The sequence below is a fragment of the Streptomyces sp. Z423-1 genome (assembly GCF_013009255.1).
Taxonomy (GTDB): Bacteria; Actinomycetota; Actinomycetes; order Streptomycetales; family Streptomycetaceae; genus Streptomyces; species Streptomyces gossypiisoli.
In genome coordinates, this window is sequence record NZ_CP053109.1 from 4,498,051 (window position 1) to 4,523,002 (window position 24,952).

At 71.3% G+C, this 24,952-nt stretch carries 18 protein-coding genes; 6 read left to right on the forward strand and 12 right to left on the reverse strand.

Translation table 11 applies throughout. The annotated features are described in order from the left end of the window. Window position 1: 1 nt before the first annotated feature. The 3 genes from HJD23_RS19995 to HJD23_RS20005 all read right to left on the reverse strand — a co-directional run bounded on the left by HJD23_RS19995 (window position 2) and on the right by HJD23_RS20005 (window position 7,925). Window positions 2-5,242: an acyltransferase domain-containing protein gene (locus tag HJD23_RS19995; protein WP_346770339.1), complete on the reverse strand. Its 5,241-nt coding sequence runs from the start codon at window positions 5,240-5,242 to the stop codon at window positions 2-4. Window positions 5,243-5,799: 557 nt separating this feature from the next. Continuing rightward, on the reverse strand, window positions 5,800-7,365 hold the full coding sequence (locus HJD23_RS20000) for an MFS transporter (protein WP_171113721.1): 1,566 nt from the start codon (window positions 7,363-7,365) through the stop codon (window positions 5,800-5,802). 185 nt (window positions 7,366-7,550) lie between these two features. Next, the gene (locus tag HJD23_RS20005) at window positions 7,551-7,925 is read right to left on the reverse strand and encodes a cupin domain-containing protein (RefSeq protein WP_171113722.1); all 375 of its coding nucleotides are present in this window, start codon (window positions 7,923-7,925) and stop codon (window positions 7,551-7,553) included. A gap of 73 nt (window positions 7,926-7,998) precedes the next feature. Here HJD23_RS20005 and HJD23_RS20010 point away from each other — a divergent pair, with 73 nt between their 5' ends. After that, window positions 7,999-8,472: a MarR family transcriptional regulator gene (locus HJD23_RS20010; protein ID WP_206352702.1), complete on the forward strand. Its 474-nt coding sequence runs from the start codon at window positions 7,999-8,001 to the stop codon at window positions 8,470-8,472. Window positions 8,473-8,604: 132 nt separating this feature from the next. Here HJD23_RS20010 and HJD23_RS43925 read toward each other — a convergent pair whose 3' ends face one another. From HJD23_RS43925 to HJD23_RS20035, 5 genes are all read right to left on the reverse strand, one after another. After that, a complete protein-coding gene (locus tag HJD23_RS43925; RefSeq protein WP_232107816.1) occupies window positions 8,605-8,802 on the reverse strand; it encodes a hypothetical protein in 198 nt (65 codons plus the stop codon). Between the two features lie 591 nt (window positions 8,803-9,393). Beyond that, a complete protein-coding gene (locus HJD23_RS20020; RefSeq protein ID WP_171113723.1) occupies window positions 9,394-10,020 on the reverse strand; it encodes a hypothetical protein in 627 nt (208 codons plus the stop codon). Window positions 10,021-10,059: 39 nt separating this feature from the next. After that, entirely contained in the window at window positions 10,060-11,358 is a 1,299-nt protein-coding gene (locus HJD23_RS20025; protein WP_171113724.1) for an ABC transporter permease, read from the reverse strand. Then, a complete protein-coding gene (locus HJD23_RS20030; protein WP_171113725.1) occupies window positions 11,355-12,041 on the reverse strand; it encodes an ABC transporter ATP-binding protein in 687 nt (228 codons plus the stop codon). The genes HJD23_RS20025 and HJD23_RS20030 overlap by 4 nt, the downstream gene beginning before the upstream one ends. Beyond that, the gene (locus HJD23_RS20035; protein WP_232107815.1) at window positions 12,038-13,480 is read right to left on the reverse strand and encodes a peptidoglycan-binding protein; all 1,443 of its coding nucleotides are present in this window, start codon (window positions 13,478-13,480) and stop codon (window positions 12,038-12,040) included. The genes HJD23_RS20030 and HJD23_RS20035 overlap by 4 nt, the downstream gene beginning before the upstream one ends. 226 nt (window positions 13,481-13,706) lie before the next feature. Here HJD23_RS20035 and HJD23_RS20040 point away from each other — a divergent pair, with 226 nt between their 5' ends. The 4 genes from HJD23_RS20040 to HJD23_RS20055 all read left to right on the forward strand — a co-directional run bounded on the left by HJD23_RS20040 (window position 13,707) and on the right by HJD23_RS20055 (window position 17,957). Further along, entirely contained in the window at window positions 13,707-14,387 is a 681-nt protein-coding gene (locus HJD23_RS20040; protein WP_171113726.1) for a response regulator transcription factor, read from the forward strand. Window position 14,388: 1 nt separating this feature from the next. Next, the gene (locus tag HJD23_RS20045) at window positions 14,389-16,173 is read left to right on the forward strand and encodes a HAMP domain-containing sensor histidine kinase (protein ID WP_171113727.1); all 1,785 of its coding nucleotides are present in this window, start codon (window positions 14,389-14,391) and stop codon (window positions 16,171-16,173) included. 434 nt (window positions 16,174-16,607) lie between these two features. After that, a complete protein-coding gene (locus HJD23_RS20050) occupies window positions 16,608-17,141 on the forward strand; it encodes a sigma-70 family RNA polymerase sigma factor (protein WP_171113728.1) in 534 nt (177 codons plus the stop codon). 21 nt (window positions 17,142-17,162) lie between these two features. Continuing rightward, complete coding sequence (locus HJD23_RS20055) at window positions 17,163-17,957, forward strand: hypothetical protein (protein ID WP_171113729.1); 795 nt, start codon at window positions 17,163-17,165, stop codon at window positions 17,955-17,957. Window positions 17,958-18,532: 575 nt separating this feature from the next. Here the strand turns inward: HJD23_RS20055 and HJD23_RS20060 are convergent. From HJD23_RS20060 to HJD23_RS20075, 4 genes are all read right to left on the reverse strand, one after another. After that, the gene (locus HJD23_RS20060) at window positions 18,533-20,077 is read right to left on the reverse strand and encodes an FtsX-like permease family protein (RefSeq protein WP_171113730.1); all 1,545 of its coding nucleotides are present in this window, start codon (window positions 20,075-20,077) and stop codon (window positions 18,533-18,535) included. Next, window positions 20,074-20,793 carry an ABC transporter ATP-binding protein gene (locus HJD23_RS20065; protein ID WP_240980762.1) on the reverse strand — a complete coding sequence of 240 codons (720 nt, stop codon included), beginning with the start codon at window positions 20,791-20,793 and terminating at the stop codon, window positions 20,074-20,076. Before HJD23_RS20065 ends, HJD23_RS20060 begins: the two co-directional genes overlap by 4 nt. Then, a complete protein-coding gene (locus HJD23_RS20070) occupies window positions 20,790-21,326 on the reverse strand; it encodes a PadR family transcriptional regulator (RefSeq protein WP_171113731.1) in 537 nt (178 codons plus the stop codon). Before HJD23_RS20070 ends, HJD23_RS20065 begins: the two co-directional genes overlap by 4 nt. Window positions 21,327-21,701: 375 nt before the next feature. After that, on the reverse strand, window positions 21,702-23,687 hold the full coding sequence (locus HJD23_RS20075; protein WP_171113732.1) for a BTAD domain-containing putative transcriptional regulator: 1,986 nt from the start codon (window positions 23,685-23,687) through the stop codon (window positions 21,702-21,704). 129 nt (window positions 23,688-23,816) lie between these two features. Here HJD23_RS20075 and HJD23_RS20080 point away from each other — a divergent pair, with 129 nt between their 5' ends. Beyond that, the gene (locus HJD23_RS20080) at window positions 23,817-24,698 is read left to right on the forward strand and encodes an alpha/beta hydrolase (protein WP_240980763.1); all 882 of its coding nucleotides are present in this window, start codon (window positions 23,817-23,819) and stop codon (window positions 24,696-24,698) included. The last annotated feature ends 254 nt before the right edge of the window (window positions 24,699-24,952 follow it).

A 24,952-nucleotide genomic window follows, 5' to 3' on the forward strand; every position in this document is an offset into this window, starting at 1 on the left:
GCTAGATGGTCTCCATCCGCTCGTTGAGCTCGGCGAGTTCACGTTCGAGGAGTTCTTCGGGGCTCAGCGCCCCCGCTTCCGCCGCACTGCCACCGTCCCCGCGCTGGGCCGGTACGGCCGGGGCGCGCTGTGCCGTGGCGGCCTCGTCGTCGAGCGCCAGGTGCAGCTTTTCGGCCAGGAAGGGGACGAGGTCGCGAATGGTCGGGTAGTTGAAGATGAGGGTGGCCGAGAGCCGGATCCCGAAGGTCCCTTCGAGCCGGTTGCGCAGCTCCAGCGACATCAGGGAGTCGATGCCGAGGGACTTCAGCGGCCGGTCGAGGTCCACCCTGCGCGCGGGGAGCTTCACGACGTGGGCGACGTTCTCCCGCACCGCCGACTCCAGTGCCGCACGGCGTTGCGCGCCGTCGGCCAGGTCGGCGATGCGCTCGCGCAGGGCGGCGGGGCCGTCGCCGGAGTCGGCGGATCGTGACCGGCCGTCCCCGTCCCCCGGCGCGGACCGTGCCGGGGCGAGCACGGGCACGGACGCGAGGCGGACGATGCGCAGGCCGGCGATCTCGGCGAGCAGGGTTCCGTCCGGGTCGAGGATCGCCACCTCGGCCTCCCACAGACCGTCTCCCGCGGCCCGGCAGACGGCATGCGCCCAGACCTCGCCACGGACCGCCCCGTGGACGGCCACCCGGCTCATGCCCTCGCTGAGGAACCCGCCCCGCGTCGTCCAGTCGTCGTCGAGCAGCGGCGCCACGGCCGTCTGGAGGGCGGAGTCGAGGAGCGCGGGATGCACGACGTGCCCCGGGCCGTGCGAGCGCCCCTGGGTGTCCGTGCCGATCCGGGCCAGTGCCTCGCCGGCGCCGCGCATGATGCGGCTGATGCCCTGGTAGCCGGCCCCGTAGCCGAGACCGCAGGCCGCGAGCGCCCGGTAGTAGTCCGGTCCGTCGAGCGCGTCCGTCATCCGGGCGGCGAGACGGCCGGTGTCGGCCGGATCCCGGCCCGTACCGGGCGCGGCCGCCGACAGCGCGGCCTCGGCCACGCAGACGGGACCGTTCTCCTCGGACGTGAAGAAACGGATTCGTGCCCGCTGTTCCCGGGAGCCCTCCACCACCGCCTGCACCCGTGCGTGTCCGGGCTCGGGCAGGACCAACGGCTGCTGGAAGAGCACGTCGGAGAGCACGTGCCGCTCACCCGGCAGCACTTGGTGGGCCGCGGTGAGGGCCATGTCCACGAACGCCGCCCCGGGGACGACGGCCGCCCCGCCGATGCGGTGGTCCCCCATGGCCGCCGTCGCGGTGCCCAGGTCCGTCTGCCAGTAGTGGGTGCCGGGCTGGATCGCCGAGTCGATCCGCTCGCCGAGCAGCCCCTGCCGTGGGGCGAGCCCGGCGGCCGCGGGCCCGCCGGCCGACTCGTGCCAGAACCGTTCCCGCTGCCACGGGTAGTGCGGCAGCCTCCGGCTGGGGCGGGCGGGAGTGAGGGCGCGGTCCAGGCGCGCCGGGACGCCGAGCACGTGCAGCCGTCCCAGGGACGCCAGCAGCGTCTCCCGTTCACTCTCGTTGCGGCGCAGCGACGGCAGGACGGTGGTGTCGGCCCCGCACGCGGCGGCGACCTGCTCGACGGCGGGCAGCAGGATGGGGTGCGGGCTCATCTCGACGAACGCGTGGGTCCCCTCCCGTACCAGGCGGGCGACCTGGTCGCCGAAGAGGACGGGCTCGCGCAGGTTGTCGACCCAGTAGGCGTCGGTCATCTCCTCGCCGCCCACGACGGCACCCGTGACGGTCGAGTACACCGGTACGGTCCCCCGGCGGGGCGCCAGTCCGTCCAGCGCCGCCAGCAGATCCGGCCGCAGCGGATCCATCTGCGGACTGTGCGAGGCGACGTCCACCTTCACCCAGCGGCAGAAGACGTCCTGCGCCTCCAACTGCCGGGCGACCTCGGCCAGCACGTCCCGGTCCCCGGAGAGCACGGTGGAGCGCGGGCTGTTGTTCACGGCGATGGAGACGGCGCTCTCCCGGCCCCTGAGAGCCTCGCGCGCCTCCTCCATGGTGAGTTCGACGGCGAGCATCGCGCCCTGCCCGCTGGTGCGGCGCAGCAGACGGCTGCGCAGACAGATGATCCGCGCGGCGTCGTGCAGGCTCAGCACCCCGGCGACATGAGCGGCGGCGACCTCGCCCATGCTGTGCCCGACCACCGCGTCGGGCTCCACGCCCCAGGACCGCCACAGGGCGGCGAGGGCCACCTCGACGGCGAAGAGAACGGGCTGGACGACATCGATGCGATCGACCATCAGATCCGCGTCACCGGCGGTCAGTTCGGCTTCAATGGACCAGTCCACGAAGGTCCGGGCCGCCGCGTCGCACTGCCGGACGGCCGCGCGGAAGACCGGTTCACTGCGTATCAGTTCCCGGCCCATCCCGACCCACTGCGAGCCCTGACCGGGAAAGACGAAGGCCACCTTGGGCCGCTTCTCCGCCGCCCGGCCGGAGACGGACAGCCCGGCGGGGTCCTCGCCCCGGGCGTACGCCGAGAGCGCTTCGGCCAGTTCCTCCTCGTCGCGCGCCGGGAACGCGAGCCGGTACGGATGGCGGGCCCGGGGCAGGGCCGCCTGCGCCAGGGCCGGCAGGCCCCCCGCACGGTCCCCGGCCTCCGGGCCCGTCCCGACGAGGCCGTCGGCCGTACGCCCGGCCAGCTCACGCAGTGCCTCGGGCGACTTGGCGGACAGTGCGAACAGCTCGCCCATCGGCTCGTCCCGCGTGCCCGGCAGCCGTACCTTCGCACCGAGCCGGGCGAGCGCCTCCAGGGTCTCGGTCAGCCCCGTACGGTCGTCCTCGCCGCGGCGCATGCTGGTCATCACGGTCGCGGTGCGGCCGAAGTCGTCGACGCTCTGCTGGAGCGCCGAGGCGAGCACCGGGTTGGCGCTGATCTCCAGCAGCACGTCGAACTTCTCGCGCAGCAGATGCGCGGTGGCGTCCGCGAGCCGCACCTGTTCTCGCAGGTTCCGCACGAAGTACGCGGGGCCCACGTCCCGCCAGTCCAGCGGCCGCCCGGTCACCGACGACACGACGGGGATACGGCCCGGCCTGCCGGTGATGCCCTCCAGGGCCTTTTCCAGGTCCGCCACGATGGGGTCGATCGCCGCGCTGTGGGCCGGCAGATCGACGCGGATCATGGCGCACAGCACGCCCTCCGCCTTGAGCGCGGCGACGATCTCCGCCAGCTCCGCGCGGCTGCCGGCCAGTGCCGTGGTGCGCGGCCCGTTGCGGGTCGCCACGCACACCGACGAGTTCCGCCCGGCCAGGCGCTCCTCCACCTCGTCCGCGGTCAGTTCGACCACGGCCATCCCGCGATCGGGCCCGGCCACCCTGCGCTGCTGGTCGCTGTAGTGGTGGACCAGCCGTACGGCATCGGGCAGGTCGAGCACGCCGGCGATGACGCACGCGGCGATCTCCCCGAGGCTGTGCCCGACCACCGCGCCCGGCCGCACGCCGGCCGCCTCCAGCCATGCGGCGAGCCCCACCTGGATCGCGAAGACGAGCGGCTGCATGACGCCGACGTCGCCGGTGCGGGCCCGCGTTTCGTCGAGGAACAGCTCCTCGACCAGCGACCAGCCCGTGTGGCGGGCGAGTTCCCGGTCGCACTCCCGCAGAACGGACCGGAAGACCGGCTCGGTGCGGTAGAGGTTGCGCGCCATGCCGACCCACTGCTGCCCGTACGGCGAGCAGACGAAGGCGATCCGGGGACGGCCCGGTATGCCGCGCGCCGCGACGGCGGGCAGGGCCAGCGGGGCGGGCTCCCGGTGGCCCTCGACCACCACATGGACGTTGGTGCCTCCCCACCCGAAGGAGCTGACCCCGGCGTACAGCCCGGCGTCCTCGGGCCACTGCTCGGTCTCGGTGGGCACCGTCAACCGCATCTCGTCGAAGGCGATGTGCGGGTTGGGGGTGTCGAAGTGCAGGTTCCGCGGCACGCGCCGGTGGGTGAGGACCAGGGCGGTCTTGATGAGGCCGGCGATTCCCGCCGCCGCTTCCAGGTGCCCCATGTTGGTCTTGACCGATCCGATGCGCAGCGGCCGGTCCTCGGGCCGGTCCCGGCCCAGCACCGCGCCGAGGGCCATGGCCTCGATGGGGTCGCCGAGCGCGGTCCCGGTGCCGTGCGTCTCGACGTAGTGCACCTGGTCGGGGGCGACACCGGCGTTGCGGTAGGCGGCACGCAGCACGTCTTCCTGGGCTGCCGGACTGGGGGCGGTGAGTCCGTTGCTCAGGCCGTCGTTGTTGGCGGCCGTGCCGCGGATCGTGCACCAGATGTGGTCGCCGTCCGCCAGCGCCCGCGACAGCGGCTTGAGGACGACGACTCCGCAGCCCTCGCCCCGGCCGAACCCGTCCGCCCGCGCGTCGAACGCCTTGCAGCGGCCGTCGGGGGACAGGCCTCCGAACCGGTTGAGGGACTCCATGGTCTCGGGGCTCAGCAGCAGATTGACCCCGCCGGCGACGGCCATGGAGGATTCGCCGCTCCGGATGCTCTGACAGGCCAGGTGGAGCGCCAGCAGGGACGACGAGCAGGCCGAGTCCAGGACCAGGCTGGGGCCGCGCAGCCCGAGCACGTAGGACAGCCGGTTGGCGATCATGTTCAGCGCCCGGCCGGTGGCGGAGTGCGCGGACAGGCCGTCGGTGTCACCGCAGGCGAGGTCGGCGTAGTCGTGCCAGATCGCTCCGGCGAAAACACCGGTGTCGCTCCCGGCCAGGTCGCTCTCGGTGAGACCCGCGTCCTCGATCGCCTCCCAGGCGACTTCCAGGAAAAGCCGTTGCTGCGGGTCCATATCCTGGGCTTCTCTCGGGGAAATCCCGAAGAAGAGCGGATCGAATTCATCGACCGGCCCGTCCAGGAATCCGGCGCTCCTCACGGCCGTCCAACCGGGCCCGAATGACTCACCATCGGCCGACGGCCCGGGTTTCCACCGCCCTTCCGGTGCGTCCCCGACCGCATCGGTTCCTGATTCAAGCAGATTCCAGAGGGCCTCGATGCCGTCCGCTCCGGGGAATCGGCATGCCATGCCGACAACCGCGACGGGCTCATCGGGGGAACGCGGCTCGTTCCGGTCCGGCGCATGGGTCTCCTGCGCCGCGGCGTCACCGGCGACCACTCTGCCGGCGAGTGCGCGGATCGTCGGGTGGGCCCACAAAAGAGCAGCTGACAAGCGCTTTCCGGTCACCCGCGAGAGCGCCGCCATGAGGCTGGTGGCACGCATCGAGTCCATCCCGATGCTGGAGAAGAGCTCATCCTCGGAAATCTCACCGGCCTCTCGGCCGACCAGCGCGGCCACCTCGGCACGCAGCCATGAGGAGACCCCTTCGAACGTTTCCGGATCAACACTGACCGACGTCTTTCGGGCATCATCGAATGACACCACGAACCCCCGTCCTAACGACGCCGGGCGCCGAGCGCCCACATTAGGAAAAATGACCGCCGATTCATTCAACGGTCAACTGACTTTGGAAAGCCCGACCTTCAGACCCGCCCTGCGGATGCTGAATCGAGCCGCTTGATGCCTTGACACTACGGATCCGCAACTCGTCAAGTCAAGCACCTTTACTCTTCGTCATGTAAACATATTCGGAGCATTCAACTCCGCCCGTTTCCATCCCGTTCGTCCCATGAGGCCGTGGCCTGAATCCTGTGCCCCACTACGCCTGGTGATTCGGAAGTATCAACTCCGTCTTGCAAATTGGCAGAAATGCGAGACGCGGAGCTGCCCGCCGGTGTACCTTCCGGCGGGCAGCTCCGGTGGGGTCGTGCTCGGACCGTACGAAGCCCTCAGGCGCGTGCTCCCGGCGCCCCGGCGGCCTCGTCCGCCACCGGCTTCGGCGCCGGCGGCACAGGGGGCTTCGGCGCCGTCTTCGGCAGCCAGCGCAGAGACACGGCGGCCGCGAGCAGCACGACACCGGCGGCCACGAGCATGGTGATCTCCATGCCCGCCAAGTAGGTGTCGACGGCCTTGTCGATCAGCGCGGGAGCCTGGTCACCCAGGTTCGCGGCGTCGACCGCGCGCAGGGTGCCACCGATCGATCCGGCCGCCTCGTCGCGCAGAGCCTGAGGGAGCACACCGACGGCCTCCTCCATGTCCGAGCGGTACACCACCCCGAGGATGCTGCCGATCACGGCGACGCCGAGCGCCCCGGCGACCTGGCGGACGGTCTGCGACACGGCCTGCCCCGCGCCCGCTTTGACCGGGGGCACCACGGACATCAGGGAAGCGGTGGCGGGCGCCATGATGCAGCCCCAGCCCAGACCGAAGATCAGCTGCGCGACGATCAGCAGCCAGGTAGGCGTGTCCGCGGAGAACTGGCTCGTGACGACGAAGGACACCGCCATCACGACCGCACCCCCGGCCACCACGGCGCGCGGGCCGAACCGCATCATGAGTTTGGGGCAGCGGGCCGACATGAAGACAGAGCCGATGCCCATGGGCAGCATGAGCAGACCGGCCTCCATCGGGGAGAAGGCGAGCACTGCCTGGTAATAGAACTGCGTGATGAAGATGGCACCGATGAGCGCGAAGAAGCACAGCGCGATGGCGCCGGAACCCGCGGAGAACCGGGAGTTGCGCAGCAGGCCGACGTCCAGCGAAGGCGCCGCCATCCGCCCCTCGATCACGACGAGCAGCGCGAGCAGCACCACACCGCCGACGAGCGAGCCCAGCGTTTCGGCGGCCAGCCAGTCGTTGTCCTCGCCGCCCGTCACGATGCCGTAGACCAGCAGGCCGATCGAGAGCACGGACAGCAGCAGGCCAAGGGGGTCGAACTTCGCGGGTGCGGGGTTCTTGGACTCGGGGACGAGCCACACCAGGAGCACCAGGCCCACGACGACCAGCGGGGCGTTGATGAGGAAGATCGACCCCCACCAGAACTGTTCGAGCAGCAGCCCCCCGAGCACCGGCCCCACGGCGAAGGCGACTCCGGCCGCCGCCGCCCAGGCCGCGATCGCCTTCGGCCGCTCCATGGGCGGGAAGACGCTCATGATGATGGCCAGCGTGACGGTCGGCACAACCGCGGCACCCACGCCCATGACGCTGCGCCACACGATGAGTTCCGTGATGTCGCCGGCGTACGCACCGAGCACCGAACTGGCACCGAAGACCACCAAGCCGGCTATCAGGGTCTTCTTCCGGCCGAACCGGTCCGCGCACACGCCACCGGTGAAGAGGAAGGCCGCGAAAGTGATCAGGTACGAGTCGAGGGACCACTGGAGCTCGGCGTTGGTCGCGTCCAGGCTCTGCTGGATCGGGTTGAGCGCCACGTTGATGATCGTCAGGTCCATGACCACGATCAGTACGGTGATGGCGAGCAGAGCCAGAATCGCCCGGCGGCGCCCGCTGCTCACTTCGGGATTCATACTGTCCTCAATCGGGTTGGTCGGATTGCCGTTGATGTCCGATGCCTTCGGAGCCGAGCGGCCGCACCCGGGCGGCACTGCGGGGCCCGGAGAGGCGAACAGCCCGACCAGAACCATCCGGGGTTGGTGGTCGGGCTGCTCACCGGGAGGTCGGGCTGCTCACCGGGAGAGGGTCACTCGGCCCACGGAAGCGGGATCTTGTCGTCGCTGCCCGGCATCATCGCCTTGCCGCCGACGGCCATGGCGACCAGAGCCTCGGCCGGGCCGCCCACGGCCTTCAGCCGCCGTACCGCGCCGGCCGGCACGATGACGGCCTGACCGGCCTTGGCCTGCTCGATCCTGCCCTCGACCTCGACCTCGAACGCGCCCGACAGGGGCATCCACACCTGCTCACGGTCGATGATGTGCACCGGGGTGGAGGAGTCCGCGGGGAGCTCCACCCGCCAAGTGCTGACCTCGGCACTGCCCTGACTGGGGGCTGCCAGGCCGTACATCGAACCGGCGGGCGTCTTGGTCGTCCGCTGCTCGCTCTCGCTGACCACGTTCATGGGCTCTCCTGTGTAAAGTTCCTTTACTCGCAGCGAGTAAAGCGACTTTATATTCGTGTGTCAAGATGAACTGGTGGAGACCCATGACCCCCTCGAGCGCACCGAGCTCACGTTCCTGCTCGGGATGGCCTTCCAGCTGGTCCTCTCCGAGTTCGTGAGCCGCCTCGACGCAGCGGGCTATGACGACCTGCGTCCGATGCACGGCCTGGTCTTCCAGGTACTGCACGGTTCGGGCGCGACGAGCAGCGAGCTGGCCGAGCAACTGGGGGTCACCAAGCAGGCGGCCGGCCAGATCATCGACGACCTGGAGAAGCGGGGCTACGTCGAGCGCCGACCGCACCCCGCCGGCGGCCGGCGCAAGCTCGTCGTGCTGACCGAGAAGGCACTGGAGCATCTCGCCGTTGCCGGACGGATCCTGCATGAGCTGGAGGCGCAGCTGACCAAGCAGCTCCACGAAGTCGGCCGAGAGGTCCCGCGAGCCGAACTCGCGGCCATCATCCGCACGTTGGCCGACGACCAGATCCCGCCCTTGCGCCCCGTCTGGTGAAGCAGCACCGCCGCGGATCACGTCCCGCGAAGCTGCCCGAGCAGACCAGGCCCCGGGTGCATGCCCACCGTCCCGAGCGGACGGCGCGTCAGCTCACCCGCAACGAAGACAGGCCCAGCCCCGTGGGATAGCTCACGCGCCGGGGTCCGTTGTGTGGCCGGCCCGGCTGTGCGATGCCTCACAACGATCACGGAAACGAGAAACGGGCGCGCCCTCCAGGACATCACGCGCACTGCCGACGGTCTCGACCTGGTCGGTCAGGTCGGGCCAGGAGCGATCCCCGCGCCGCAACAGCGCGACGAGCGCGGCTCGCTCCAGCTCCTGGTCCACGCCACAAGTATAGGAACGGGCCACCTGAGCGGTATGGGAACGGAGGGATCAATGCCGCAGAGACTGCTCCGAGGAGGATTAGTGCCCAGGGCAACCCGGGCGGCTTCAACGGAGCAGGTCAAGGTGATCTCGATGGCATGCACGGTCACCGCTTGTTCTCCTGCTGGGGGTACGGGCGTACAAGATGCTGGGCACCGCCGGTTTCCGGCCCCCGGGCCCAACGTCGGTGTCGGGCCCCTATTCGAGCGAGATCTCTCCGTCCGGCAGCCACCCATCCCAGTAGCCGTCCATGAAGTCGAGCAGTTCAGCGGGTTCGACCAGCGCTCGGGCTGACCGCAGCTCTCGGCCGTCGTCCACCAGCGGGCTTCCGGGGCGAGCGCGAAGCGGACGGACAGCGGCCAGCTTTCCGCTGCGGGGCGCACCACGACGACGTACTGGAACGCCTTTCGGTGCGTCCTGCGGAACAGCCAGCCGACGAGAGGCGAGATGCGGAGTGCGGGGAGGTGCGAGGGGACACACGACGGCGGCCGTCCCGGCTCGCCGAGCGAGTCAGGCCGGCCACGGAGTCGCGGAGGCTACAGATGATGCTTCCTACTTGAACGCCTCGATCTCGCAGTCCCGGATGATCTTCTGGGCCCGCGCCGATCCCTTCTCCTCCTCCGACACGCTGCTGTCATAGTTCCAGCCGCTGCCGTCGGGCAGTGTCTTGACCGGCAGTCCCCGGTCGTTGATGCACGTGACCCAGGCGCGGAAGTCTTCGGCATAGTCCGGGTTCTGCTGGGGGTCGGTCTCCGGCGCGGGCAGGGGATTCTTGTTCTCGCAGGCCTTCACCGCCTCCGCCGGCTGCTGCTCGTCCTCGGGGCCGGTCAGCACATACTCACCTCCCGACTTGGATCCGGTGACCTGCTCCACCTTTCCGCCGTGCTGCTTGAGACAGGAGTAGTACGCGTTGTACAGGGCGCGCACCTCGTCCTCCGTGCTGTCCACACGAAGGCGTGGCCGCCCCTCGTCCGCATCGGCGGACGAAGCCGACGCGGACGGCTTCTTGGCGCTCTCCTCCAGGGACGCCACCTCGTCCTTCTTGCCGGAGCCGCCCGAGTCACCGGGCCCACCGGAGCCACCGCAACCGGTGAGGCCCAGGGCGACGGCGGTCACCACGGCGAAGGGCGCCACGGCACGACGTGCCGCAAGCAGACGGTTTCCTTTGATCCTGTGCATGGAGTGCACCTGTTCGTGAGTGTGCGTACGTGGTCGGGTTCAGGTCGAGGCCAGCGCCTCGGTGGGTGTCAGACGGGAGGCTCGTACGGCGGGATAGACGCCGGCGACGACGCCGATGAGGACGGCGCCGCCCAGACCGGCGCCGATCGCGGTGGCGGGGATGACGGGCGGCCAGTCGCGCAGGGACGCGTAGCCGATGGCGGCGGCACAGCCGAGCAGGACCCCGGCGGCGCCGCCGAGCCCGGACAGGACGACCGACTCGGTCAGGAACTGGCCGCGTACCTGACCCCGGCTGGCGCCCAGGGCCCGCCGCAGGCCGATCTCGCGACGGCGTTCGAGCACCGAGATGACCATGGTGTTTGCCACGCCGATGCCGCCGACCAGGAGGGCGATGCCGGCCAGGCCCAGGAACAGGGCGGAGAACGTGGACTCGGTCGCCCGCTTGGCGGCCAGGGCGTCGGAGGGTCGGCTGACCTGTACGAGTCCGGGCGTCTGTGGGTCGATGGTGGCCGGCAGCACGGCGCGGACGCTTTCGACCGCTGATTCCTCGGCCCTCGTGTACACCACGGTCGGGCGGCCGTCGAAGTCCAGCTCGTTGACGGCGGCGTCCCAGCCGACGAGGACGGCCCGGTCGAGGTCGTCGGCCAGCGGGACGGGGCCGAGGATGCCGATGACGGTGAACCAGCGGTCGGCGATGCGTATCTGCGGGGCGGGCTCACCGGCGTGCAGGGCGCCGAAGCCGAGGCGCTTGGCCGCCACGGCGCCGAGGACCACGGTCGGGAACCGGTCGTTGTCCTCGGTCAGGAACCGGCCGGAGACCACCGTGCCGCCGACGGTCCGCAGCAGGTCGCGGCGGGCCGCCAGCACGCTCAGGCCGGTGTAGTCCGCGGGGTCCGCGCGGTCCGAACGGTGCACGGTGGCATGGGTGTTGGCGACGGCGCTGGCCCTGATGACCGGGCCGACACGCTCGACCATGTCCACCGATTCCGCCGGCAGGGAGACGGGCTTGTCGCTGCCCTGGTTGGACATGGGCTGGGCGCGCAGCAGATTGGTTCCCAGCGCGGACAGCTGCTGCATCAGCGCCTTCTGGCTGGACGCCGGGATGGCCGTCACGATGATCATCGTGGCGATGCCGATGGAGATTCCCAGGGCGGACAGCGCCGCCCGCTGCTTCCTGGTGCGGATGCCCAGCAGGCCGAGCCCGAGCAGGTCGAGCGGCGTCAGGCGGACCGGGACGGCAGGCGCGGCCCTGCGCCGTCCGGGCGCGGCGGTGGCCGCTCCCTGAAGCGCGCGTGACTCGGCGGCGGGTGACTCGGCGGGCGGCTTCAGATCGGTCATGCGCTGTGTCCGGTGTGCGTGTCGGTGACGATGCGGCCGTCGAGGATCTCGACGCGGCGGGGCATCTGCGCGGCGATGCCGCGGTCGTGGGTGATGAGCGCGATGGTGGTGCCCTCCGCGTTCAGCTGCAGGAACAGGTTGAGGACCGCGGCGCCGTTGGCCGTGTCCAGGGCGCCGGTCGGCTCGTCGGCGAGGACCAGCGCGGGCCGGTTGACGAGCGCCCGGGCGATGGCGACACGCTGGCGTTCACCGCCGGACAGCTGGCCGGGTCTGTGGTCGGTGCGGTGGGCGAGCCCGACCCGTGCGAGGGCTTCCCGTGCCAGGGCTGGGCGGCGCCGTCGGGGCACGCCCGCGTACAGCAGGCCGGTCGCGACGTTCTCGGCGGCGGTGAGTCCGTCGGTGAGGTGGAACTGCTGGAAGACGAACCCCAGGCGCCGTCCCCGCAGGGCCGACACCTGGCGGTCGGACAGCCGTGAGATGTCGTTGCCGTCGAGTTCGACGGTGCCGGAGGTGGGCCGGTCCAGGGTGCCCATGATGTTCAGCAGGGTCGACTTGCCGGAGCCGGAGGGCCCGACGATCGCGAGGATCTCCCCGTCCCGCACGCTGAGGGAGACTCCGTCGAGGGCGCGGACGCCGCCGGCGTAGGCCATGACCGCGTCGCGTACGGCGATGACGGCGTTCATGAGGCGGTCTCCACACGCAGTCCCTCGCGCAGGCCGGAGCCGGTGACCTCGACCATGCCCCTGGCGAACATCCCGGTTTCGACGGCGACCAGTCGGCCGTCCTCGGTCCGCAGCGCGTAGCCCCCTTCGCTCAGGGCGAGCAGGGCTCCCACGGGCACCGCCAGCACGTCGCGCTTCGTCCGGCCGGCGAACTCCACCTGGACGGGAGCCGAGTCGAGTCGTCGTGCCTCCTCGTCGCTGTCGAGGCGGACGGTGACGGTGACGCGCCCCGCGGTAGCGCTCTGTCCTGAGTTTTCCGCTTCGTCGTCCTGCACGACGGTCCCGACGGACGTGACGGTGCCGTTCACCTGCCTCTGGTCGGGGAGCGTCACGCGGACGCGGGTGTCCTCGCGTACCGAGCCGGCCTCCGAGGCGTCGACGGCCAAGGTGACCTGTTTGCCGGTGGAGGTGACGGAGATCAGACCGGTGCTCGTGTCGTCGCCGACCTGCGCCAGCACCTTGCCGACGCGTACGGCTCCGGACGTGACGAAGACGTCTCCCGGCTGGATCACTCCCGAGGGGTCCATGTCCTGGCTGCGCTGCCATCGCCCGATGGCGGCGATGAGGCTCTCAGTGAGCACGGCGTCGCCCTTGCGCACCTTGGTGAGCGTGGGGGAGGGCTTCGCCCGACCGTCCTCGGCCTGCGTCCCGGATCCGCCGTCCGACGTCCCGGCTCCGCCGTCCGACGCCGAAGGACTGGGCCCTGTGCCGGGCTGTGCCGTGGCCGCCGCGTCCGCCGCCCCGGCGGAGGGACCGCTCGACGACGCGGCCGCGGTGCCGCGCACCCAGGTGCCCTCGGCGGGCTGCGCGCCGATGTCGTAGCCGAGGCTCCTGAGATGGTCCGCGACGACGCGCACGTCCCGGCCCACCAGACCGACCCTGTCCAGGGGGCGGAACACCGGCGTGTCACCGTAGAGCAGGACGACCGGGCGGTCGTCGACGCGCCAGATCGTCTGCCCCCGTTTGATCGTCGCTCCCGCCTCCGGTAGCCAGGTGACCCGTCCGCCGCCGTACGGGTGCAGCGTGCGCTGGGCGCCGTACCCCAGGTTGCCGGGCAGCGAGAGGCTCTCGGAGACGGTGGTGCGGCTCACCGTGGCGAGCTCGACCTGCTGGGGCTCCGCCGCGGCGCGTTCGGCACCGCCGTCGGGCCACAGGACCGTGCCCGTCGCGGCGCCGCCCGTCGCGAGGAGGACCACCGCGACGCCGACCGCCGTTCGTCGGCGCCGTGCGGACCTGCCCCTGGGCGCCGGAGCCGGGTCGGCCGGCGACTCGGTCACCGCACCGTCCCCGGACCTCCCGGTATACGGCTCCTCGTCACCCGACGGCCGCACGGCGGCCAAGCGCATCGTCTCCTCGGGGCTGACGTGGGCACTGTCCGTCCCCCTGCGGTTGTCACTCATGCTTCGCAGACTCTTCTCGTGCACATGGCTCGTTCCGGACTGTCGGGCGACGGCGTTCGGGGTGCGCGCGGAGCACGGCATCCGGCAGACCTTCCGCGGGCCGTTTCCCCCGCCGCGACAAGGCCGTACGGCAGAGCCTGGCGTACGGATATCAAGAAGTGGTCAGCGTGCGAGGTTCCTCTCGGCCGTGCCCATGCCATGGCGAACCGGACTTAGCATCGGGCCGATGAGCGCACACATCCTGGTCGTTGAGGACGACGTGAAGCAGGCCGAGGTGATCCGCCTGTCCCTGGTCCCGGAGGGACACGTCGTCTGCGTCGTGCATGGCGGGCCGGCCGCCCTCGAACAGGCGCGGCGGTGGCCCCCGGACCTGATCGTCCTCGACGTGATGCTGCCGGACATCGACGGCTTCGAGGTGTGCCGCGTCCTGCGCGCGGAAGGCGACGCGCTCGTGCTCATGCTCACGGCGCGCACCTCGGAGGAGGACATCCTGACCGGCCTGGACCTGGGTGCGGACGACTACATGACCAAGCCCTACAGCCCGCGCGAGCTGACGGCCCGCGTCCGGGCGATGCTGCGGCGCAGCCGCCGGGAACCCGACGACGACGGAGAGCTGAGGGTGGGCACGCTCGTGGTGCACCCGGACCGGCGCGAGGTGCTGTGCGACGGGCGGCGAGTGTCCTGCACACCCGGCGAGTTCGGGATCCTCAGCGCCATGGCGGCATCGCCCGGGCGGGTCTTCACACGCCGTCAGCTCCAGCGCTGCTTCGGCGACCAGCGGATGCAGACCGAGCGGGTCATCGACATGCACATCATGAACCTGCGCAAGAAGATCGAGGCGGATCCGCGGTCACCGGCCCGGCTGGTGACGGTCTTCGGCGTCGGGTACAAGCTGATCGGCGGGTAGCGTGGCGAGCAGGATCCCACTGCGCCACAGCCTCCTCGCGCGGCTCCTGGCCACCTCGGTGCTGATCGCGATGTGCTCGATCGCGGCCACCGCGTGGCTCGCGGTGCGCATCACCACCCGCGCGATCGAGCAGGAACAGGGCCAGGTACTGGCGGACGACGCGGCCATCCGGGACGAACTCACGGGATACGCCGCCACCCACGCCGACTGGAGCGGTGTGGGACCGGTCCTCGATCGGCTGGCCCGCGGGACGGGTCAGCGCATCGCATTGACCACCGAAACCCACCGGGTGATCGCCGACACCGCTGCGGAGGCGGCTGCACTCCCCCGGCGTGCCTCCGCCGCCATCGATCCGCTACGTGCGGAGTCCGCTTCGGGCGCCGGACGGGTGGAGGGCTACCGCATCGACCCGCGTGCGGTGGGGCCCTACCGGCTTCCGGCCGAGGAACGCTCCGCGCTGCACGAGGTCGCGAAGAAGATGGCGCTCTGCCTGCGCGACTTCCGTGTAGACGTCCGCGTGGCCGAATCCCCCAGCGGGCGGCCCTCGTTGGAGTCTCCGGGGGACGACGGCCCGCTGGACATGGCCGAATGCGACTACGGCGAGCTGAGCGAACCCACTACGACGGAACAGCGGGCCCTGAAGCGGCTCGACACGTTGGTAGAACAGTGCCTCGCCGCGCAGGAACCCCCGGTGACCGGGATATTCCAGATCCAGCCCGACCTCACTTGGGTGAGCAAGGAGATAACGGACCAGAAGTCCAAAAAGGCCGTGGACGAATGCGTCGACGACAGCCGCAGAACGCAGCTCGACCCGTATGTCGCGCCGCCCGCGCTGCTCTACCTCGCCTCCGCGGACGGAGACACCGCTCCCCGGTTCGACCTGTCGAAGAGAAACACGATCCGTCTCGTCGGTGTGACGGGCGCCGTCCTCGCGCTGACGGTCGCGGTGACGGCGGCCGTCGCGATCCGGCTGGTACGACCTTTGCGGGCGCTCACGGACGCGGCGCAGCGCTCGGGCGAGGAGTACGTCACCGTACCGGTCACCACCCGCGACGAGACCGGTTACCTGGCGGCCGCCTTCAACGACCTGTCCGAGCGCCGGTCCCGTATCGAGGCGCAGCGCAAGGCCATGGTGAGCGACATAGCGCACGAACTGCGCACACCGCTGACCACCATGCGGGGCTGGCTGGAGATCGCGGACGACGGGATCGTCTCCCCGGACCCCGGGTTCGTACGCTCCCTCCTCGAAGAAGCGGTGCTCCTGCAGCGCATCGTCGACGACCTGCAGGTCCTCGCCGCCGCCGACGCGGGCGAACTGCGGATCCATCCCGAGCCGCTGCGCGTGGCGGACGTACTTTCCCAGGTGGCGGCCGCCCACCAGGCGCAGGCGGCCGCATCAGGGGTGACGCTCCAGGTGCACGCCGCCCCGGACGTCGAACTCACCGCCGACCCGGTACGCCTGCGTCAGGCCGTCGGCAACCTGGTGGCCAACGCCGTCCAGCACACTCCTGCCGGAGGCCTCGTCACGCTCGCGGCCCGCCGCGGCGGTGACACCGTCACCCTTCAGGTCACCGACACCGGCACTGGTATCGCGCCGGACGACCTCCCCAGGGTCTTCGACCGGTTCTGGCGTGCGGAGAAGTCCCGCAGCCGCCGGACGGGCGGCAGCGGTCTCGGACTGTCCATCGTCCGCAAGCTGACAGAGGCCCACGGCGGGACGGTCGGTGCCGAGAGCACGCCGGGCGTGCGGACGGTGTTCACCATCGAGATGCCGGCGGGCGAGTAGCTGCCGGCGGGCAGCCGCGGCCCGCGCCGGGGCGGGCCGTGAACGCACCCCACCTTGTCGCCCTCCCCGCGCCAAAGCCCGCTTCGAACGCGGCCGGCTCGTTCGAGCGCCCCGAACCCAGCGCCGCCTGAGCCACCTCAACTGATCGACAGATTTTGACAATTACTCGTCATCCGCGCCACTCACTCGTTGTCGCGCTGATCCGGAGTCCTGTTTGCGGCATGTCCTCGACTGAGGGCAGGCCTGTTCTCACAGCCTGACCAAGCCGGGGGACACGACGCTGCCGTGTCGGGCACCGGCGCCGGCATGAGGGACGCCGACCGCTGCTGGCAGGCGTTCCTGTGGGCATCGACATCGAACGACTTCTTTCTGGTCTGCCTGTTGCACCTGTGCTGGTCGTGGACATGTAGGGGCAGACGCTACGGAAGGAAGCCATGCCCATTGATTCCGAAGCCGAGTTCACGGACGTGTACCGGGCTCACTACGACGACGTTGTGCGGTTCGTGCGCCGACGGGCGCATCCGATGAACGTCGACGACATCGTCGGCGAGACGTTCCTGGCGGCCTGGCGCCGCAGGCGTGAGCTGCCGGACAACCCGCGGCCGTGGCTGTTTCGCACGGCCCGCAACGCGATGCTGAACCACCAGCGCGGCATGCGTCGGCAGTCCGCGCTGGTGGTGCACATTCAGCAGACCACCGCCTCCGGCCTGCGGGAGGCCACCGACGATGCCACGGCGCGGGTGGACCAGCGGCTCGAACTCGGCGCTGCCTGGCAGGCCCTGGCCACGGATGACCAGGAAGTCCTCGCCCTGCACGTGTGGGAGCAGCTGACAGCCCGGGAGGCGGCGCAGGTCCTGGGCTGCACCCGCGCCGCCTACGCCATGCGGCTGACCCGCGCCAAACGCCGCCTGGCCAAACACCTCACCCCCAACGGCGCCAGTGCGCCCGCCGTCGCTGCCATCCACTGACCCCCCCGATAGGAGACCCTGGTGAACAACGACCTTCTCTCCCGCCTGGCCGACCTGGACGCCGCGCCGCGCACCGAGCTGTCCGCGGCCGAACTCGACCGCAAGCAGCAGCTTCTGCGCACCGTGCTGGAGGACACCGGGCAGCCGGTGCGGGCGGCCGGTACGCCCTTCCGTCGTCCGCTGGTGCGGCGCGTGGCGTTCATGACGGCCGGGGGACTGGCCGCGGCGGCGGCGGTGCTGGCGGCCACCGGCATCCTGCCCGGCTCGCAGAGCTCCGGGCCGCTGTCCTCGGCGCAGCTGGCTAGCTGGACCGCCACCCCGGCGGGCCTGGACAGCTCCTCACGCAACGGCGGCGCCGCCGAGAAATGGTGCCTGGACGCCTCGAAGGGAGGCCAGGACGACAGCGCGCCGGCCAAGATCTCCAACGCGGACATCCGCGGAACGGTCGCTTCCATGGTCGTCACGCGCGCCGGTGAGACGACGTACTGCCTGGCCGGTTCGGACGGGTCGGGCGTGTCGATGGCGATCGACACGGTGGCGGCCGGCACCGCCGCCGACGCCGTCACCCTGGACACTCTCGGCGCCCGTGGCAGCGACTCCGGCCAGTTCAACTACGCGCTCGGGTCGGCCGGGGCGGACGTGAGGGAGGTGACCGTGCGTGACTCCGGCCAGACGGTGCAGGCCACCGTGCAGGACGGTCGCTGGACCGCCTGGTGGCCCGACGGCAACCCCGACGGCCTGCTCACCGGCACCCTGACCCTCACCCTGGCCGACGGCACCACCCGCACGGTCGACGGCCCCTCACTGCTGGGCTGAAGGCGCCGCCCCGCTCGTGCGGCGCAGGGCCATGGGTGCGACCGGCGCGGCCACACCGCTGCACGACGGGTAGGCCCGCACCGATGGGCTGCCGCTCTGCCAGAGGGCAGGGCGCTGCGAAACCGCCGCGCAGCACTGATGGCGCAACGGCACCGGATCCGTCCCGGTGACGGTGGAACGGCACGCTCGTTCGCCGTTCCACCTGCGCCCGCCTGCTTGGTCCGCATCCTTTCCTTGTGCCACGTGAAGTTGTGGTTCTGCCGGTGGACGACGTTGTCCGCATCGGAGTCGGTGCCACGGCCGACGCGCACCCGCGGGCCGGACTGCGTGAGCCACCGGTGCCGGTCGCCGACCGGAGAACACCGACTTACTGCTGTTCGCGCGAGCGCTCTCCGCCGAGCAGGACGGGGACCAGCACCTGGCCCTCTCGCCTCTCGGCGGTCTCCTCGTCCGGGAGCGCCGCCCGCGAACGGCTGGGACGCCCTGGCGCACCGCGCAGACGCACATCTCCCACATCCTCGCCAAGCTCGGCATGCACAGCCCCGTGGCCCGTTTCCCCGCATGCGCGACTCGGCTCACTGCACGCGCAACTCCGTGGCCCGCGTGTTCAAGCGGAGGAAGAGCAGACCGACGAGGGTGATCGCGACGGTCGCGGCGACGGCTCCGCCGGCGAGCAGGGCGAGCCGGTCCCAGGGGACGTATACGGTGACCGGCACCTTCTCCGCCGTGAGCAGCACGGTGTGTGCCTGCTCGTAGGCGGGGTCCTGACAGGCGTCGGCCGGATCGCCCGGCAACGGTGTACAGCGGTGCACCTCCATCCGCGCCGCTTCGCGGGCGTCCGGTACGGCGAGGCGCGGCAGCAGCGCGCCCACGGTCACCGACAGGGCGACCGCGGGAACGACGGGCGTGAGGACCTGCCAGCCGAGCGCGCGGGCAAGGATGCCCCGCGGGGTGCCGGCGGCGACGAGGGAGGTGAGTGTGCGCCTTCTGGCCGCGACACCGTCGACGAGCGCCACCAGCAGGCCCATGGCGGCGATCGCCATCGCCACCAGAACGGCGTGTCCCACCAATGCGTAGGCGCGCTCGTAGAAGCCCGTGCCGGACGGGTCGTACGGTTCACCGAGGAGCCGTGCGAACCGCCGCGTGTTCTCCTCCTGGGCCGCGACCGTCGCCACGGTCAGCGCGGAGAGCCCGGCGGCTGCGGACCCGGCGATGAGCGCGACCAGCATCGCGGAGAAGGTGCGGCTGCCGGACCACGGGTCGGCCATCAGCCGCCTGCCGGCCAGGAGCGCGGCGGGACGACGGGCGAAACGGTGCAGCACCCGGCCGACGGTGTACGCGATCCAGCCGGTCCCCGACACGACGCCGACGCTGACGGTGAGGACACCGACCGCGATCAGTCCTCCGATGACCAGCAGGGGCACGTCGTCGTTCCGCGGATGGTCGGTGAAGTACCGGTGGACCGGTTCGACGAGCGCGCACGCTCCGAGACCCGCGAGGACGAGCACGCCCGGCGTCCTGCTCGGGCGGCCGCGCGAGATGCCGCGGACCACGCCGAGCGGGGTGAGCGTCACGCGGCGCAGGGTGAGCACCGCCAGCAGTGTGACGAACAGCGGCACACCCGCGGCGATGCCGGTCATCGATGCGGGTCCGGGCAGGACGTCCGTCGGCAGGGGCCGGCGCCCGTCGGCACCGGGTGCGTCGAGCAGCACACGGCCGAGGAAGTACACGCAGTAGCCCGTCGCGACACCGAAGGCGCACGCGAGGGCCGTCTCGGCCGCCGCGATCCGGACCACCTGGCGCGGTGTCGCTCCCGCCATCCGCATCGCCGCGAGCCGGCGCTCCCTGCCGGGGGCGCCGAGCCGGCTGCACTGCGCGACGAACGCCAGGACCGGAATGGTCAGCAGCAGCATCGCGAACGCGACACCGGGGCGCAGCCCTTCGTCGTTGAGCAGGTCGTTGGTGTACGTGGCCGCGTGCGTTTCGGTCACGGCGAGGACAGTTGCCGCGGCGAGCAGGGTGAGTGTGCCGAGCGCGGCGCCGAGCGCCGTCAGTACGATGCGGGTCCTGTCCGCCCGGCCGCCGGCCAGAGCGAGCCGGAGCGTGGTGAGCGGGCTCACCGGGAGGTCTCCACGGTTCCGGCGGAAAGCGCTGTGCCCGCACCGAGCAGAGCGAAGTCGTCGGCTTCGACGGCTCCGTCGCGCAGCCGGATCTCCCGGTCCGCGTACGCGGCGACCGTGGCGTCGTGTGTGACGAGCACGACGGTGGTGCGCTGGGTTTGGGCGGCGTGGACCATGTGCTGCAGGACGGCCTCGCTCGCGAGGGTGTCGAGTGCACCGGTCGGCTCGTCGGCGAACAGGATTTTCGGCTCGGTGACCAGAGCCCGGGCGAGCGCCACCCGCTGCTGTTGCCCGCCGGACATCTCACCGGGCAGCCTCTCCGCCAGTTCGGCCACCCCGAGCCGGTCGAGCCACTCGAGTGCCGTCGCCGCCGCCCGGCGCCGGCGGACACCGCCGAGCAGCAGCGGCAACGCCACGTTCTCCGCCGCGGACAGCTCCATGACGAGCTGTCCGAACTGGAACAGCACCCCGAAGTCCGTACGCCGCATGGCCGAGCGCTGGGACTCGCTCCACTCGTCGACACGCCTGCCCTGGTACCGGACGGCGCCGGCGTCCTGGCTCAGGATGCCCGCGAGGATGTGTAACAGCGTCGACTTGCCGCATCCGCTCGGCCCGGTGACGGCGACGATCTCGCCCTCCTCCATGCCGACCGAGATGCCGCGCAGAGCCTGTGTCGGCCCGTAGGCCTTCACCACGTCACGGGCTTCGATGATCACTGGTGCACCTCCTGGTGCAGGTCGGTGACGCGGTCCACGGCGGTCTGCATCCACCGCAGATCCGCGTCAAGGTGAGCGATCGCCAAGTCGGCGGCCAGAACGTGGGCGATGGGCAGCGTTCCGGAGGATTTCGCCGCTGTGAGTGCACGCATCCGTGCGAGGTGGGCGGCCCGCTGCGCGGCGAGATGGCGGCGAGCGGTCGCCTCGTCCGCCACCAGCAAGGTGATCACGACCTTGGCCAGCAGCTCGTTCGACAGGTGGGGCGCCGGCGGTTCGATCCGCGAGATCCATGCGGCCAGCGCTTCCCGCCCGCGGTCGGTGACCTCGTACACCGTGCGGTCAGGGCCTCCCACACGGTCGTGCCCGGCCTCGGCGGCCAGGCCGTCGCGGTCCAGGCGCTTGAGGGTCGCGTACACCTGCCCGAAGGGAAGCGGCTTGGCACCCGGCAGGTGCGTGTCGTGGGCGTGCTTCAACTCGTACCCGTGCATGGCGCGCGGGGTGAGCAGACCGAGGAGGACATGGGGCGTGGACACGCCAGCCACTATTCACTGAGAGAATAGAAAGTGTCAACCGTGTCCGCCGTCGGTGCACTGCCGGGCGGGTGTGGCGCACCAGGGGCGCCACTCACAAACGCCCTCGGCCCCTCGGATCGAACGCCGGGAACGGTGCGCTCACGACGACGTCCAGGGACGGCTTGCGTTCGTCGCCGGGCGAGCACCAGGACGCCCAGTACGCGCCGCAGGCGGGTACCGGCCTGCGTCCCGCGTCGCGGATCAGCTGTTCATCAGGCCTGACTCCCACGCCCAGGCTGCGATCTCCACTCGCTTGCGCGCCTCGATCTTGTTCCGGACTGATCAGCGCCTCCCCGGACGCCGCGGCCCGCACCGCCTCGACGAGCAGGGCGGTGCTCACTCAAGCGCATCGGTGATGGCGGTGAGCCACCCGTCCACAGGACCGAGCGTGACCAGGCCGCTGCCCGCACCTGCGAGTTCGCCCGCGGCCGGCAGCAGGCGGGTGTGGAGTCGCTCCAGCGCGACCCGGTCGCCGAGTTCCAGTGCGACTGCTGTCTCCAGGCAGCACAGTGCCTCGTACATCAGGTCCGCGGGCGGCTCCGGCAAGGCGCTCAGCATCCTCCGGGCTTCGGCGCGGCGGCCGGTGCGCAGTGGGACGAAGGCCTCGGCCCAGGGGCGGTACGGGCCCCAGTCCGCATCCACATCGACCTGTTCGGCTACAGCCGCTGCCGACGTACTGCCATCGGCCAGGCGCAGGCACAGCTGCGCGAGGGGCAGCAGGCCGTGTTCGACGCCGGGCATGCCGGCGCCGTCCAGCCGTGCGGCAGCGGCCCGGTATGCGGCCTCCGCCTGCGCGATCTGCCCGGAGGCAGCCAGCCGCAGCGCGCGGTACCACTGGGTGAAGACGCTCGCCAGCGGCCGTTCGTGGCGCTCGGCCAGATGGTCCGCGGCGGCGGCGTGCTCGTCGGCCGCCGGGAGGTCGCCGAGCGCGCTGCGCGCCTGCACCTGGATCAGGTGGCCGAGTACTTCGAACGTCACCAGGCCGTGCCGGACGGCCAGCGCGACCAGCTCCGCGCCGATCGCATCCCGTCTCGGCGCGAGCCCGGCCCGGGTGCAGGACTGCATGAACGCCCCGTTGAGGGCGAACGCCAGCAGCGTGGGATCGTCCAGGCGCCGGGCGATCTCCTCCGCCTCGCGTGCGGCCTGCGGGCCGCGTGCGGAGCGGGTGCCGCGCATCTCCAGTGCGACCGTGGCCAGCAGGCGGCAGCGCGCCGCCTCGTGTGGGTCGCCGCTTGGCAGGGCGGCCAGGGTGCGCTCGGCGGCCGCGACGATCTGCTGCGCCTGCTGCGGGTCGTCGTTGCGGGTCCAGATCGCCGGGACGTCGTAGGCACCGATCACGCGGGCGGTCAGCTCCGGGTCGTCGAGCTCTTCCGCCGCGGTGATGGCAGCCAGGCGGTGTTCCTGGGCCGCCTGCAGCCCGCTGCCTCCGGTGACTGCGAGATTGCGGATCAGTCCGACCGTCGCATCCAGCCGGGCCCGCGGGCCCCCGGCGACCGTGCGGTCGTAGGCCGCGGCCGCCCGTGTCCACAGCCGGGCCGCCGCCGTCGTCGGTTCGTCCGGCAGGTCGAGGCGCGGGTCCTGGGTGAGGATGTCCGTCTCCAGTCGGCGCAGCTCCGGGCCGGGGTCCAGGCCCAGCTCGTCGGCCAGTATGGTGCGGGCCCGGCGCAGCACCGCGAGTGCGTCCGCCTGTCGGCCCGTGCGGTAGAGCGCCAGGGCCAGCAGCCGCCAGCCCTCCTCACGCCAGGGATGCTCGGCCAGGTGGGCATCCAAGTCGGGTACCGCCTCGACGGCCAGCCCCAGAGCCAGCCGGGCATGCGCCTGCTGCTCCACTGCTTGCAGCCGCAGCTCGGTCAGGCGGGAGCGCTCCCCGCGTGCCCAGTTCTCCTGGACGAACTCCGCGTAGGCCGGGCCACGCCACATGTCCAGCGCGGCCTGCAGTTGTTCCAGTGCCCGCGTGGGCGGCAGCTTCGCGGCGGCACCGACGGCCGCCTCGAACCGCCAGGCATCCACGGCATCCGGTGCTGCCCGCAGCGCGTACCCGGGGCCCTCGGTGACCAGCAGACGGGCCGGGGCCCGGGCCGGGCGGTCCGGCTCCAGGACACGGCGCAGCGCGGCGACGAAGGTCTGTACGGCACCCACGGCGCCCGGCCCGGGCTCGTCCCACAGGTCCTCCACGAGGTGGGCGACCGGAACCACGCGTCGGCGCGCCGTGATCAGACGAGCGAGCACCGCCCGGTGCCGCGGCCCCTTCAGCCCGAGAACGCCACCGGCCGCATCCCACGCGACCACTGGCCCGAGCACACCGAAGGTGACCCGCTCCATCCCCACCTCCCGGCCTTGCCCTTCCCGCCTGCCACGGTACGCGCTGATCGGATGCTGATTCGCGCGCGGCAGTCTCGATGGTGTCCGCCGACCGCGGACCCCTCCCACACTCGACGAAAGCAGCACACCGTGGCAGCACCGAGCATCCCCGGCTTCGACTACCAGCGCGTCCAGGTCGCCGACGGCATCGCCCTCAACGCCGCCGTCGGCGGCTCGGGCAGCCCGATCGTGCTCCTGCACGGCTTCCCTCAGACCCACCTGATGTGGCGGCACGTCGCCGCCGACCTCGCGGCGGACCACACGGTCATCTGCCCCGACCTGCGCGGCTACGGCGCGAGCGACAAACCCGCCGAGACCGGCCCGGACGCGTACTCCAAGCGAACCATGGCCGCCGACATCGTCGCCCTGGCCCGCGCGCTCGGCCACGAGCGGTTCGCACTGGCAGGCCACGACCGCGGCGCCCTGGTCGCCTTCCGCGCCGGACTCGACCATCCCACCACCATCACCCACCTGGCCTGCCTCGACGTTCTTCCGACCCTCGACATGTGGCAGGTGATGCGCGGCACGAAAGCCGCCATCGGGTTCCACCTCTACCTCATGGCCCAGCCCCCGGGCCTGCCCGAGCAGATGATCGCGGCCGCACCGGACGCTTTCTTCGGTCATTTCCTCGACATCTGGACCCGCGACCCCGAGGCCATTCCCGCTGACATCCGCGCCGCTTACCTGGATGCCTGCCGCGACGCGGTGCCCTCGATCGTGGCCGACTACCGCGCCTCCGCCGAGATCGACGTCGACCACGACCAGGCCGACAGGAACTCCGGCAGCCAACTGGAGATGCCGGTCACCGTGCTCCAGCAGGACTGGGGCGCCTTCCTGGGCTTCGACGCCCGAGCGCTCTGGTCCGCCTGGGCACCGAAGCTGGCCCACACGACCGTCGACTGCGGCCACTTCATGGCCGAAGAAGCCCCCGAGCAGATCGCCTCGGAGCTCCGCAAGCTCGTGGTCCGCTGAGCACGCGGCACTGACGGCGCCCGGAGCGACTTACCCGCAGCTTCTGACGGCAGATGGAGGGAGTTTTCAGGTCCTGCAGCGGCAACCCGACCATGACAACGTCAGGCACTCAAGATCATGAGTTGGGTCTCCGGCGCTCTCACCGCATTCCAGGTCTTACCGTCTCATGGCACGCAGCGACTACGGCTGTACGCTTTCTGTCGAAATCGTGTCGGAGATGGGTGAAGCGGCGGGACAGCGGTCATATGACGACG